Here is a 12,304-nt window from a genome sequence, read left to right on the forward strand (position 1 = left end):
TGCAAGCGCGACCTATTGTGCGCGCCCGCCGAAACCCAGCGCGCAGATCGCGGCGGCGGTCGCGGTGACTTCGACCGCTTCGGGATCGTCGACCCGGCGCACGCGCGCGAGTATCCCGCCCGGCGAGAGCGGGGTGGCGGTCTCCCCCTCCTGCGCGCTCAGACGCTCGAGCTTGCGCAACTGGTTCAGCGTCAGCCGCTCGGTCATCCGCGTGGCCATGCAAGCCGCCTGCTCCTGCGGCACCCCCGCATCGACCAGCGCCGCTTCTACCCGGCGCTGCGTGACCTCCTCGACGCCGCCGAAATAGCCCCACAGGCCGAGACCGACGAGCGCGAGGACGAGGATGACGAGAAGCGTGCGGCGCATCGGATCAGTCCATCGCCTTGACGATTTCCTCGACCATCTTCTTGGCGTCGGACAACAGCATCATGGTCTGGTCCATGTAGAAGACGTCGTTGTCGACCCCGGCATAGCCGACCCCGCCCATGCTGCGCTTGATGAAGAACACCTGCTTGGCGTTGCCGACATCGAACACCGGCATGCCGTAGATGGGGGAGCTCTTGTCGGTCTTGGCCGCCGGGTTGACCACATCGTTGGCGCCGATGATGAAGGCGACATCGGCCTGCGCGAATTCCGAATTGATGTCCTCGAGCTCGAACACCTCGTCATAGGGGACGTTGGCCTCGGCCAGCAGCACGTTCATATGGCCGGGCATGCGCCCCGCGACCGGGTGGATGGCGTATTTGACCTCGACCCCCTTCTCCTTCAGCACGTCGCCCATCTCGCGCAAGGCGTGCTGCGCCTGCGCCACCGCCATGCCGTAGCCGGGGATGATGATGACCTTCTCGGCCTGCTCGAGCATGAAGGCGGCATCGGCCGCGCTGCCCTGCTTGTAGGGGCGCTGCTCGCGCGCCTCGCCGCCGCCTGAGGCACTGCTATCCGCGCCGAAACCGCCCGCGATCACCGAGAGGAAGCTGCGGTTCATCGCCCGGCACATGATGTAGCTGAGGATGGCGCCCGACGAACCGACCAGCGCGCCGGTGACGATCATCGCGGTATTGCCCAGCGTGAAGCCCATCGCGGCGGCCGCCCAGCCCGAATAGCTGTTCAGCATCGAGACCACGACCGGCATGTCCGCCCCGCCGATCGGGACGATCAGCAGGAAGCCGATCACGAAGGCAAGCACCGTCAGCCCGACGATCAACGGCATGGTCTGCGCGGGCTCGGCCATCGCGAACAGCGCGGTCAGCACCACGATCGCCGCCAGCGTGGCGAGGTTGATGACATGACGCGCGGGCAGCAGGATCGGCGATCCGCTCATCCGCCCAGACAGCTTGAGGAAAGCGATGACCGAACCCGAGAAGGTGATCGCCCCGATGGCGATGCCCAATCCCATCTCGATCTTGCTCACCGCACCGATACCGCCATCGGGCATCAGCAGGCCGAAGGCCGCGGGGTTGAGATAGGCCGCCCACCCAACCAGCACCGCCGCGAGGCCCACGAGCGAGTGGAACGCCGCCACCAGTTCCGGCATCGCGGTCATGGCGATACGGCGGGCGATCAGGAAGCCGATCAGCCCGCCGAGAGCGATGGCGATGGCGATCTCGAAAAGGTTGGCGACGTCGTGCGTGACCAGCGTCGTCACCACCGCGATCAGCATCCCCGCCATGCCGAAGCGGTTGCCCGTCCGGCTGGTCGCGGGCGAGGACAGGCCGCGCAGCGCGAGGATGAAGAAGATGCCGGCGACAAGATAGGCGAGCGCGACCCACGGGTTCACGGGCTCTCCGCTTGCTGCGTGCGCGGGTGTGGCACTGAATGCAGCCAGCAGAAATAGCGTCACCCCGGACTTGATCCGGGGTCCAGCTGGTTTGCGCGTTGCGCTCGAAACAAGCTGGACCCCGGCTCGGGGGCCGGGGTGACGAAGAGTGGTGAGGAAGCGTTCCATCACTTCTTCTCCTTCTTCCGGTACATCGCCAGCATCCGCTCGGTGACCGCGAAGCCGCCGAAGATGTTGACGCTCGCCAGCACCACCCCCGCCAGCCCCAGCCATTTCGCCGCCGGACTCCCCGCCTCCGCCGCCGCGATCAGCGCGCCGACGATGATCACCGAGGAAATCGCATTGGTCACCGCCATCAACGGCGTGTGCAGCGCCGGAGTGACCGACCAGACGACGTAATAGCCGACGAAGCAGGCCAGCACGAAGATCGACAGGATCGATATGAAGTCCACTAGCGGGTCACTCCGGGAAATCCTCCCCCTCTGGGGGAGGTGGCAGCCGCGGCAGCGGCTGACGGTGGGGGCGCATCCGCGCAATAGCAGACGATGGCATCTGCGACGGCGGCGACGTCTCGCAGCACCTCGGCTGCCGGAATCCGGAGCACTTCGACGCTCTGCTGGCGCAGCCAGGCATCGCGCCTGCTGTCTCGCAACGGTCGGTCGCCCTGGTCATGCGCAATTCCGTCGATCTCGACTGCGATGCGCCTGGATGCGCAGAAGAAATCGATCACGTAATCGCCGAGCGGGTGCTGCTTGCGGAATTTCACCCCCATCGGATTGCCGCGAAGGCGGTTCCATAGCAGCACCTCGGGAAGGCTCATGGTCGACCGCAGCTTTCTTGCTCGCTGGAGAGCCTTGGAGGAATGGTCTTCCATTCAGTCCCCCTCCGTCAGCGCTGCGCGCTGCCACCTCCCCCAAGGGGGGAGGATTTCGGGAGCGCTCCCCCGGCTCACTCCATCAGCCTCGCGTTCACCACTCTGCCGCCCTGTGTCAGCCGCACCGCATCACCGATTTCCTCGTCGAGCACCGGCTTGCCCTGCTCTGCGTCCCAGAATGCGCTGAGAAAATTGTAGAGGTTGCGCGAATAGAGCGCGCTGGCGTCGGCGGCGAGATGGCCTGCGGTGTTCGCATAGCCGATGATCTTGACGCCGTGCTTCTCGACCACTTCGTCGGGCCTGCTGCCCTCGACATTGCCGCCGGTTTCATCTCCCTGCGCCACCGCGAGGTCGAAGATCACGCTGCCGGGCTTCATGCTGGCGATCTGCGCGTCGGTGACGAGCCGGGGCGCAGCGCGGCCCGGAATCAAGGCCGTCGTGATGACGATGTCCTGCTTCGCGATATGGCTCGACACCAGTTCGGCCTGCGCCGCCTGGTACTCTTCGCTCATCTCGGTGGCATAGCCGCCCGAGCCTTCGCCCTCAATGCCGACCACATTCTCGACGAAGATCGGCTTGGCGCCAAGCGACTGGATCTGTTCCCTCGTCGCCGAGCGAACATCGGTGGCGCTGACCTGCGCGCCCAGCCTTTTGGCGGTGGCGATCGCCTGCAGCCCCGCGACGCCGACACCCATCACGAACACGCGCGCGGCCTGCACCGTACCGGCGGCGGTCATCATCATCGGGAAGGCGCGGCCATAGGTGTCGGCGCTGGCGATCACCGCCTTGTAACCCGCGAGATTGGACTGGCTCGAGAGCACATCCATGCTCTGCGCGCGGGTGATCCGCGGCATGAATTCCATCGCCAACGCTTCGAAACCGGCACTCGCATAGGCATCGACCCGCTCGCGCGCTCCGAAGGGATCAAAGGTCGCCGCCACCCAGGCACCCGGGCTGGCGCCGGCCAAAGCCAGCGGATCGGGTGCCTGCACGCCGAGCACGATGTCCGCGCCGGCGACCGCCTGCGGTCCGGTGGTCACCTCGGCCCCCGCATCACGATAGGCGGCGTCGGGAATGGAGGCGCCTTCCCCGGCGCCTTCCTCGATCGCGACTATGGCACCCAGGGCGATGAATTTCTTCACCGTCTCGGGCGTTGCGGCGACGCGGTGTTCGCCAGCCGCGCGTTCCTTGAGGACCGCGATGCGCACTAGGCGGCGATCATTCCGCGATCAGAATGACAATGACGAGCGTCACGACCGCGAGCAGCGGAACGATCCATTTGAGACTGCCGATGAAGCGATCGTAGGTCTTGGTGGCCTTGGTTATGTCGTGCGGCGAAGCCATGTATGTCCCCGGCTTGGATGATTGCGTTCTTCCCGCTCTATCCCGAGCCGTGCGCGCGCTCAAGCCCCGCCCGGCCCGGATCACCCTTAATCCGCTTTTTACCCATTTCGCCTAAGCCTGCTTTTCCGCCGGGCTTTCCGGCGCGCATGAATTGGGCGGAAACGGTTATGGTGGAGAGCGAAACGCGCCTCCTGATGCTGATCGACGACGAGCCGGCGCAAAGCCGCCTCGTCACCGCGCTCGCGGCGCGCGAGGGCTGGCGCACGCTTGTCGCGGGTTCCGCCGAAGAAGCGCTCGATCTGCTCGCAACACCCGAATGCAACGATCTGGCCGCGATCCTGCTCGACCAGTGGGTTCCGGGCGAGGATGCCTGCGACCTGATCCGTGCGCTCAAGTCCAGCCGACCTGCCGTGCCGGTGCTCATGATCACCGCCAGCGCTTCCCCGCTGCTGGCGGTCGAGGCGATGCGTGCGGGTGCCACCGACTATCTCATCAAGCCGGTCGCGCCCGAGCGGCTGCTCTCCACGCTGCGCAGCGCCACCCGCGCCGAAGCGCCCAAGGCCGAACTGCAGCCGCTCGCGGAGAAGATGCCCGCCACGCTCGATTTCGACGCGATGGTCGGCAGCGCTCCGCCCTTCCGCACCGCCCTGGCCAAGGCCGCCACCGCGGCGCGCGGACACGGCCATGTGATCGTCGAGGGCGAGACCGGGACGGGCAAGGAAATGCTCATGCGGGCGATGCTCACCTCCAGCCCGCGCGCCAAGGCGCCGATGCGGATGATCTCGATCGGCGGGACCTCGGCCGGATCGATCGAGTCGCTGCTGTTCGGACATGAGCAAGGTGCCTTCCCGGGCGCCTTCGACCGCCAGGTCGGCGCGCTCCAGCAATGCGATGCCGGCACGCTGCTGCTCGACGAGATCGACCGGCTCGAGCCCGCCTTGCAAGCGCGGCTGGCCGAAGTGCTTTCGACCGGAGTGGTCCGCCCCACCGGTGCGAGTCACGGCTTCAAGATCGATGTCCGGATCATGGCGGCGAGCGATCTGCCGCTGGCGGCGCTGGTCAAGACGGGCGAGTTCGATCCCGAACTCTACAAGCGCCTCAACGGGACGCTGGTCGAATTGCCGCCGCTGCGCGAGCGCGCGGGCGACATCCCGGCGCTGACACGCTATTTCCTCAGCCTGATCGGCGAACAGCCGGGCCTGCGCCATCACTCGATCGCCGACAGCGGGCTCAACCTGCTCGAGGTCTACGACTGGCCGGGCAATGTCCGCCAGCTGCAGGCGGTGCTGTTCCGCGCGGCAGTGTTCTGCGACGGCGAATCGCTGACCGCCGAGAGCTTCCCCCAGCTCTCCGAACTGCTCGGCGCGATGGATGATCGCGCCGAAAGCCGGCAGCGGGGACTGGCGGTCATGCTCTACACCAACGACGGCAATCTGCGCGCGCTCGAGGAAATCGAGGCCGACGTGATCCGCCTCGCCATCGGCCATTACCGCGGGCGGATGACCGAGGTGGCGCGCCGCCTCGGGATCGGTCGCTCGACGCTCTACCGCAAGCTCGGCGACCTCGGGATCGACAACGCTGCCTGATCTGGTGGACCGGATCGACAGTTCCGCACCGCTTGGCTAATCTTGGCTTGGCTTGGAGGTACGGCAATGTCTGAATTAAACGACAAACTCTGCGTCGTCACCGGTGCCGCCAGCGGCATCGGCAAGGCGATCTGTGCCGCTTTCGCCGCCGAGGGCGCGCGGGTCATCCTCACCGATATCGATGCAGTCGCCGGGCAAGCCGCCGCCGACGAAATCGGCTGCGAATTCCTCGAACTCGATGTCCGCGAAGAAGCGGATTGGGAGGCGCTGGCCGAGCATGCGCCGCAGATCGACACGATGGTCAACAATGCGGGAGTGACCGGTTTCGAATTCTCGCCCGGGCCGCACGATCCCGAACACGCCTCGCTGGCCGACTGGCGCGCAGTGCAGGCGGTCAATTGCGACGGGACTTTCCTTGGTTGCCGCTATGCCCTGCGCGCGATGAAGGCGCGCGGCGAAGGCTCGATCATCAACATCTCGTCACGCTCCGGCCTCGTCGGCATTCCCGGTGCCGCCGCCTATGCGGCGTCCAAGGCTGCGATCCGCAACCACAGCAAATCGGTTGCGCTCTATGCGGCCCAGCAGGGCTGGCGGATCCGCTGCAACTCGATCCATCCCGCCGCGATCCTGACCGCGATCTGGGAGCCAATGCTGGGTGACGGACCCGAGCGCGAGGCACGGATGGCGGCGCTGGTCGCCGATACGCCGCTCAAAAGGTTCGGCACGGTCGAGGAAGTCGCCGCGCTGGCGGTCTTTCTCGCGAGCAGCAAGAGCGCCTACATGACCGGGACCGAGCTCACACTGGATGGCGGGCTGCTCGCCGGTTCGGCGGCGTCTCCCGGCTAGACCGGGTCAGCCCGGCAGATCGGAGAAATCGGTCAGCGCCGCGTCGCGCAGGCCGCGCCATACGTTGCGCGCCTGGACGGTCTCCGCCGCATCGTGGACGCGCAGCACCTGCACGCCGGCATTCATTCCCGCCAGCGCCAGCGCGAGGCTGCCGCCCAGCCGGTTCGCGACCGGTGCCTCGTTCGACAGCGCCCCGATCATCCGCTTGCGGCTGGCGCCCAGCAGCAGCGGATGGCCAAGCGCGTGGAACAGCGGCAGCGCGTTGATCAGCGCGGTGTTGTCGGCCAGCGACTTGCCGAAACCGATGCCCGGATCGAGCAGGATTTTCGCCGGTGCGATCCCCGCCGCCAGCGCGGCATCGCGGCGCGCGCGCAGCGCGTCGAACACGTCGAACACCGTGTCGCCGTAACCGCTCCCGGCGTGGAGATCGTCGCCCGCCGCGCCGGGCGCATGCATCAGCACAACCGGGCAGCCGCGCTCCGCCACCACTTCGAGGCTGCGCGGATCGTGCGCCAGGCCGGAGACATCGTTGACCATATGCGCCCCGGCATCGAGCGCAGCCTCCATCACCGCAGCCTTGCGGGTGTCGATGCTGATCGCCGCGCCCATGGCCGCGCAAGCCTCGATAGCGGGGACCACGCGTGCGATCTCGTCCCCCTCCCACAGCACCGGCGCGCCCGGCCGCGTGCTCTCGCCGCCGATATCGAGCAGCGCCGCGCCCGCCTCGACCATCGCCGCGGCGTGGTCCCGCCCCGCCGCGCGGTCGTCGAGGAAGCGCCCGCCATCGGAAAAACTGTCGGGGGTGACGTTGAGGATCGCCATCACCTGAGGCTGGTCGAGCCGGATGGTGCGCGAGCCCAGCGCGAGCGGTGGATGCGCGAGGGTGAGATTGGCCCATTGCGCCTCGGCTTCGGCGCCGAGGCTGTCGGGGAGCTGGCCGAGCACCTCGGGAATCGTATCGGGCGAGGCAAGCCAGCGCTCGACCACCTCGCCGCCCTCGCCCTCGCCGCGCCGCAGGATCACCGCGAAACGACTGGCATAGGTCATCCCCCCGGAGAGCCGGATCGCATTGCCATGCTCGCTCTGCGGCCCGGGTACGAAACCGATCGGGCGGATGTAGATGCGGTCGGTCATGGTCTGGAACCCTCGATGGCTTGGTTCAGGCGAGAGTGGGCGATCAATCCTCGGTCGCCAGCAGGTACAGTTGCCGCGCCGCGTCGATCGGGGTCACCTCGCCGCCCTTGTCGTAGTGCCAGAAGCTCCAGCCGTTGCAGCTGGGCGCGCCCTGCAGATCCTTGCCCAGCCCGTGGATCGAACCGGTCTGCTTCTCGTATGCCAGCGAGCCGTCGGCGCGGACCACCGCGGTCCAGCGGCGCTTGCGATCGAACAATTGCGTACCCGGCGGGATCAGGCCGTTCTCGACCAGCGCGCCGAAGGCCACCCGCGGCGCATCGCGGCGGCTCTGCATCGTGGCGAGCGCGCTTTCGTCGAGCGGAAGTTCCTTGGCGATCCGCTTGCGCGCCGCATCGCGGTAGGGTGCCTCGCGCTCGCAGCCGATCCAGTCGCGGCCCAGCCTCGTCGCGACCGCGCCGGTGGTGCCGGTGCCGAAGAAGGGATCGAGCACCACGTCGCCGCGCTCGGTGGTCGCCAGCAGCACCCGGTAGAGCAGCGATTCGGGCTTCTGAGTCGGGTGGACCTTGGTGCCGCCCTCCTTCAATCGCTCGCCGCCGCTGCAGATCGGCAGCACCCAGTCGCTGCGCATCTGCAGCTCGTCGTTCAATGTCTTCATCGCGCGGTAGTTGAAGTGGTACTTGGCCTTCTCGCCCTGACTGCACCACAGCAGCGTCTCATGCGCATTGGTGAAGCGGGTGCCCTTGAAATTGGGCATCGGATTCGTCTTGCGCCAGACGATGTCGTTGAGGATCCAGAACCCCAGATCCTGCAGGATCGCCCCGACGCGGTAGATGTTGTGATAGCTGCCGATCACCCACAGCGCGCCGTCGGGCTTGAGGACCCGTTTGCACTCGCTCAGCCAGGCCTTTGTAAAATCGTCGTAGGTCCGGAAGCTGGCGAATTTGTCCCAATCATCGGTGACCGCATCGACCTGGCTGCCATCGGGCCGGTTGAGATCGCCGCCGAGCTGGAGATTGTAGGGCGGATCGGCGAAGACCAGATCGACCGAAGCGGTCGGCAATTCGCGCAGCCGCTCGACGCAATCGCCGTCGAGGATCTGCCCCAAGGGCAATTGCGGCGACGCCGCTCGCGGCGCTTCGACGGCCACCCCACGCGATTTGACGCGCGTCATTTCGGCCTCGAGGACCCCCATGTCATATTCCCCCATCTGCAGTTATCCACAGGGTGAATCCAAGCCGCCGTCAGGTCAAGGCCGGAGTTCTAGAGGGCTATGGTTAATTCCGGGTTAGCTACGAAGGAACGAAAAGAGTCCGCCACTAGATGTTGAGTCTGCTGGTGTTTTCCTGACTCCAGATGAAGTGGTGTGGCCCAGGAGACTCGCCCGCCAGAGATATTTCCCCAGCTCAATCGGCGGGCGCTGGCTCCAGCCCGGGATCAATACCGGTGAGCTCGATCGACTTCTCCCACAGCCGCTGCGCCAGCTGCGGATCGCGCGCGGTCTTGCTGGCGATCGCGCGCCCCGAAGTCCGGCCACTCATTTCGCGCAGGCCGTAGGGTCCGTAATAGTCGCCGCCCTTCGCCTCGGGGTCGGTAGCCGCTTGCAGTGCCGGCAGCGCGCCTTGCTCGCTGCTGTTGAGCACCAGTCCGACCAGCGATCCGAAGAGGTCGCCGACCACCCCCAGATGCCGGGTCAGCTCGGTCTGGGCGATGCCGGGATGACAGGCGATCGAGACGACCGGCGAGTTGGTCGCGCGCAGGCGCCGATCCAGCTCCAGCGCGAACAGCAGATTGGCGAGCTTGCTCTGACCGTAGAACTTGGTTCGTCCGTAGCCCTTGGCCGCGTCGAGATTGTCGAAATCGATTTCGGCGCCGCGATGGGCGAGGCTGCTCTGGCTCACGACCCGCGCCCCGCCATCCGCCGCCAGCTTGTCGAGCAACAGGCTGGTGAAGGCGAAATGGCCGAGATGATTGACCGCGAATTGCAGTTCGCTGCCGCCCGGCGCGTGCGACAGCGGCGGCATCATCACCCCGGCATTGTTGACCAGAATGTCTATCCGCTCCTCTTCGCCGGCCTTCTCGGCGGCGTCGCGGACCGAAGCGATGTTCGCCAGATCCAGCGGCAGGAATTCGGTGTCCGCCCGCTCGTGACCCGATGCCAGCCGCTCCTGCGCCTCTTGCGCCTTGTCGGCGTCGCGGCAGGCGAGGAGCACGCGGGCGCCCTTGCGCGCCAGCCCTTCGGCGATGGCGAAACCGATGCCGGTGTTGGCGCCGGTAACGATGGCGGTCTTGCCGGTCTGGTCGGGAATATCGGAAAAAGCGAAACTCACGCGAACATCTCCACTTGCGCGACCGGAGCGAAGCTGCGGCGGTGCAGCGGGCTCGGCCCGTGCGTCTTCAATGCAGCAAGGTGCTCGGGCGTTCCGTAGCCGGCGTTGCGTTCCCAGCCGTAATGCGGATGCGAGTGCGCCGCCTCGCGCATCAGACGGTCGCGATACTCCTTGGCGAGGATCGAGGCGGCGGAGATGCAGGGCTCTAGCGCGTCGCCGCCGACGATCGCGCGCGCGGGCCAGCGCCATCCTTCGCAGCGGCCATGCGGCGTCAGATTGCCGTCGATCAGCACGCTGTCGGGTGCGCAGGCGAGCGCCTCGACCAGCCGCGCCACCGCGAGCGTCATCGCCAGCATGGTCGCCCCGAAGATGTTGAGCCGGTCGATCTCCTCGGGCTCGACCACCCCCAGCCCCCAGGCGCAGCAGCTCTGGATCTGCGGCTCGAGCGCCGCCCGCCGGGCGCGGGAGAGCTTCTTGGAATCGTCGAGCCCTTCGGGGCAAGGCTTGCACAGCACCACCGCCGCCGCCACAACGGGGCCAGCCAGCGGGCCGCGTCCCGCTTCGTCCACGCCGACGATCAGCGGGGCGGCACCAAGGCCTTTGTCGGGAGTTGCACACATCATGACCAAAGCATCCATCCTCGCCGCCACCCTATCGCCCCTGCTGCTTGCTGCAAGCTGCGGGAACGCGGCGAGCGGGGATACCGCCGCCCAATCGACTCCCGTTGCGGGCGCAAATTCTGGCGGCGAATTCGACGGCGAATTCGCGATCGAGAGCTTTGGAACCTTCGACGAGCCATGGGCCTCCGCCTTCGTTCCCGGCACCTCGGTGCTGGTGCTCACCACCAAGCCGGGCGAACTGCACGCGATCGACACCGAGACGCGGCAGGCGATCACCATCACCGGCGCTCCGCAGGTCGATTACGGCGGCCAGGGCGGTCTGGGCGATATCGCCTTTCTGGACAGCGAGGCCTCCGCCAGCCTCGGCACGCGCACGATCTATCTGAGCTGGGCCGAGGCGGGCGAAGGCGATACCCGCGGCGCGGTGGTCGGGCGCGGACAGATGGTCTGCGCTCAGCCGACGTCGTGCACCATCGAGGACCTTTCGGTGATCTGGCGCCAGGCCCCCAAGGTCACCGGTCGCGGCCATTACTCGCACCGCATCGAATTCGGCCCCGACGAGCGTTACCTGTTCGTCGCCAGCGGCGACCGCCAGAAGATGACCCCGGCGCAGGACACCGGCAACACGCTGGGCACGATCGTCCGGCTCAACCCCGATGGCACGCCCGCGCCCGGCAACCCCCTCGCCGATCGCGCCGGGGCCAGCGACGAGATCTGGAGCTGGGGCCACCGCAACATCCTCGGCATGGATTTCGACGACAGCGGTCGCCTTTGGGAGATCGAGCACGGACCCAGGGGAGGCGACGAGCTCAATCTGGTGCAGCGCGGCGAGAACTACGGCTGGCCGGTGCGATCGAATGGGGTGAATTACGACGGGTCCGACATTCCCGACCACAGCCCGGACGATGGTTTCGTCAAGCCGGTGGTGAGCTGGACTCCGGTCATTGCCCCCGGCAATTTCGTGTTCTACGACGGCGATCTGTTCGCAGGCTGGGATGGCGATGCGATCATCTCGGGACTGGTGACGCAGGGGCTCGTCCGCGTCGAGGTGGAGGGAGAAACCGCGCGCGAGGTCGCCCGCTACGAGCTGGGCGAGCGGATCCGCTCGGTCATTCAAGGGCCCGACGGCGCGCTCTGGGTGCTCGAAGACGGCGACGACGCGCGGCTCTTGCGGCTGACGCCGGGCTGAGCCGTCGCTCGGGCAGGAGGATTGCTATCGACTTGCCCTTGTCCGCGTCCTAGTCCGCGCCGCCCATGGCCACGCTGATTCCCCTGACCGCGGTCGAACCCGCGCTGATTGAGCAATTGCTCGACGCCGCATTCGGCGAAGACCGCCATGCGCGCACCGCCTATCGCATGCGCGAAGGCACCGAGTGGCTCGAGGCCTTGAGCTTCGCGGTGCTCGACGAGGAGGATTACCTCACCGGCACGATCCAGATCTGGCCGGTCGCGCTGACCGATCCCAGGGGACGCCCGCACCCGATGCTGATGGTCGGCCCGGTGGCAGTAATGCCCGGGCGCCAGGGCGAAGGCTATGGCAAGGCTCTGATCACCGCTGCGCTGGGCGCGATCGATCCGCGCGCCGCGCTGCCGCAGGTGCTGATCGGGGACGAGGCCTATTACGGCGCGTGGGGCTTTACCGCGGCGCCTACGCGATCGTGGCACTGTCCCGGTCCGTGGGACCCGGCGCGGCTGCTGGTTCGCACGGACAATCCGGGCGTCCTGCCACACGAGGGCATGCTCGGCCCCTGGAGCGAGGAAGCGCGCGCGGCCTTGGCGAACTAGCCGCGCTCTGC

General features: G+C 67.2%; 14 protein-coding genes. 4 read left to right on the plus strand and 10 right to left on the minus strand.

Annotated elements, in window-relative coordinates:
• Positions 1 to 12: 12 nt before the first annotated feature.
• The 6 genes from ACQ5J0_RS00595 to ACQ5J0_RS00620 form a co-directional block, all read right to left on the minus strand.
• Positions 13 to 366: a hypothetical protein gene (locus tag ACQ5J0_RS00595; RefSeq protein WP_462568597.1), complete on the minus strand. Its 354-nt coding sequence runs from the start codon at positions 364 to 366 to the stop codon at positions 13 to 15.
• Between the two features lie 4 nt (positions 367 to 370).
• Complete coding sequence (locus ACQ5J0_RS00600; protein WP_462570146.1) at positions 371 to 1,825, minus strand: NAD(P)(+) transhydrogenase (Re/Si-specific) subunit beta; 1,455 nt, start codon at positions 1,823 to 1,825, stop codon at positions 371 to 373.
• A gap of 119 nt (positions 1,826 to 1,944) precedes the next feature.
• Positions 1,945 to 2,229 carry a proton-translocating transhydrogenase family protein gene (locus tag ACQ5J0_RS00605; RefSeq protein ID WP_305929091.1) on the minus strand — a complete coding sequence of 95 codons (285 nt, stop codon included), beginning with the start codon at positions 2,227 to 2,229 and terminating at the stop codon, positions 1,945 to 1,947.
• The gene (locus tag ACQ5J0_RS00610; protein WP_462568598.1) at positions 2,229 to 2,597 is read right to left on the minus strand and encodes an endonuclease domain-containing protein; all 369 of its coding nucleotides are present in this window, start codon (positions 2,595 to 2,597) and stop codon (positions 2,229 to 2,231) included. The genes ACQ5J0_RS00605 and ACQ5J0_RS00610 overlap by 1 nt, the downstream gene beginning before the upstream one ends.
• Before the next feature lie 128 nt (positions 2,598 to 2,725).
• A complete protein-coding gene (locus ACQ5J0_RS00615; protein WP_462568599.1) occupies positions 2,726 to 3,859 on the minus strand; it encodes an NAD(P) transhydrogenase subunit alpha in 1,134 nt (377 codons plus the stop codon).
• A gap of 10 nt (positions 3,860 to 3,869) precedes the next feature.
• Positions 3,870 to 3,995, minus strand: a complete 126-nt coding sequence (locus ACQ5J0_RS00620; RefSeq protein ID WP_462568600.1) for a hypothetical protein — start codon at positions 3,993 to 3,995, stop codon at positions 3,870 to 3,872.
• 167 nt (positions 3,996 to 4,162) lie between these two features.
• Between ACQ5J0_RS00620 and ACQ5J0_RS00625 the strand changes: the two genes are divergently transcribed.
• Positions 4,163 to 5,581 (plus strand): sigma-54-dependent transcriptional regulator, encoded by a 1,419-nt coding sequence (locus tag ACQ5J0_RS00625; protein WP_462570147.1) that lies wholly within the window; start codon positions 4,163 to 4,165, stop codon positions 5,579 to 5,581.
• A 66-nt stretch (positions 5,582 to 5,647) separates the two neighbouring features.
• The gene (locus ACQ5J0_RS00630; protein ID WP_462568601.1) at positions 5,648 to 6,427 is read left to right on the plus strand and encodes an SDR family NAD(P)-dependent oxidoreductase; all 780 of its coding nucleotides are present in this window, start codon (positions 5,648 to 5,650) and stop codon (positions 6,425 to 6,427) included.
• A gap of 6 nt (positions 6,428 to 6,433) precedes the next feature.
• Here the strand turns inward: ACQ5J0_RS00630 and folP are convergent, their stop codons facing one another.
• The 4 genes from folP to ACQ5J0_RS00650 form a co-directional block, all read right to left on the minus strand.
• Positions 6,434 to 7,561 (minus strand): dihydropteroate synthase, encoded by a 1,128-nt coding sequence (gene folP / locus ACQ5J0_RS00635; protein WP_462568602.1) that lies wholly within the window; start codon positions 7,559 to 7,561, stop codon positions 6,434 to 6,436.
• A gap of 43 nt (positions 7,562 to 7,604) precedes the next feature.
• Positions 7,605 to 8,753, minus strand: coding sequence for a DNA methyltransferase (locus ACQ5J0_RS00640; protein ID WP_462568603.1), 1,149 nt, complete (start codon positions 8,751 to 8,753; stop codon positions 7,605 to 7,607).
• A gap of 211 nt (positions 8,754 to 8,964) precedes the next feature.
• Positions 8,965 to 9,888, minus strand: coding sequence for an oxidoreductase (locus ACQ5J0_RS00645; protein WP_462568604.1), 924 nt, complete (start codon positions 9,886 to 9,888; stop codon positions 8,965 to 8,967).
• Entirely contained in the window at positions 9,885 to 10,526 is a 642-nt protein-coding gene (locus ACQ5J0_RS00650; RefSeq protein WP_462568605.1) for a ribonuclease HII, read from the minus strand. Before ACQ5J0_RS00650 ends, ACQ5J0_RS00645 begins: the two co-directional genes overlap by 4 nt.
• Between ACQ5J0_RS00650 and ACQ5J0_RS00655 the strand changes: the two genes are divergently transcribed.
• On the plus strand, positions 10,510 to 11,697 hold the full coding sequence (locus ACQ5J0_RS00655; RefSeq protein WP_462568606.1) for a PQQ-dependent sugar dehydrogenase: 1,188 nt from the start codon (positions 10,510 to 10,512) through the stop codon (positions 11,695 to 11,697). The two genes, ACQ5J0_RS00650 and ACQ5J0_RS00655, sit on opposite strands and share 17 nt — an antisense overlap.
• A 65-nt stretch (positions 11,698 to 11,762) precedes the next feature.
• Complete coding sequence (locus ACQ5J0_RS00660) at positions 11,763 to 12,293, plus strand: GNAT family N-acetyltransferase (protein ID WP_462568607.1); 531 nt, start codon at positions 11,763 to 11,765, stop codon at positions 12,291 to 12,293.
• Positions 12,294 to 12,304 lie beyond the last annotated feature (11 nt).

It is taken from the genome of Qipengyuania sp. SM2512 (genome assembly GCF_054954005.1).

Coding starts and splice junctions, on each gene's coding strand:
- ACQ5J0_RS00595 (WP_462568597.1), bottom strand. CDS start 366: ATGCGCCGCACGCTTCTCGTCATCCTCGTCCTCGCGCTCGTCGGTCTC.
- ACQ5J0_RS00620 (WP_462568600.1), bottom strand. CDS start 3,995: ATGGCTTCGCCGCACGACATAACCAAGGCCACCAAGACCTACGATCGC.
- ACQ5J0_RS00660 (WP_462568607.1), top strand. CDS start 11,763: ATGGCCACGCTGATTCCCCTGACCGCGGTCGAACCCGCGCTGATTGAG.
- ACQ5J0_RS00630 (WP_462568601.1), top strand. CDS start 5,648: ATGTCTGAATTAAACGACAAACTCTGCGTCGTCACCGGTGCCGCCAGC.
- ACQ5J0_RS00655 (WP_462568606.1), top strand. CDS start 10,510: ATGACCAAAGCATCCATCCTCGCCGCCACCCTATCGCCCCTGCTGCTT.
- ACQ5J0_RS00640 (WP_462568603.1), bottom strand. CDS start 8,753: ATGGGGGTCCTCGAGGCCGAAATGACGCGCGTCAAATCGCGTGGGGTG.
- ACQ5J0_RS00610 (WP_462568598.1), bottom strand. CDS start 2,597: ATGAGCCTTCCCGAGGTGCTGCTATGGAACCGCCTTCGCGGCAATCCG.
- folP (WP_462568602.1), bottom strand. CDS start 7,561: ATGACCGACCGCATCTACATCCGCCCGATCGGTTTCGTACCCGGGCCG.
- ACQ5J0_RS00650 (WP_462568605.1), bottom strand. CDS start 10,526: ATGGATGCTTTGGTCATGATGTGTGCAACTCCCGACAAAGGCCTTGGT.
- ACQ5J0_RS00625 (WP_462570147.1), top strand. CDS start 4,163: ATGGTGGAGAGCGAAACGCGCCTCCTGATGCTGATCGACGACGAGCCG.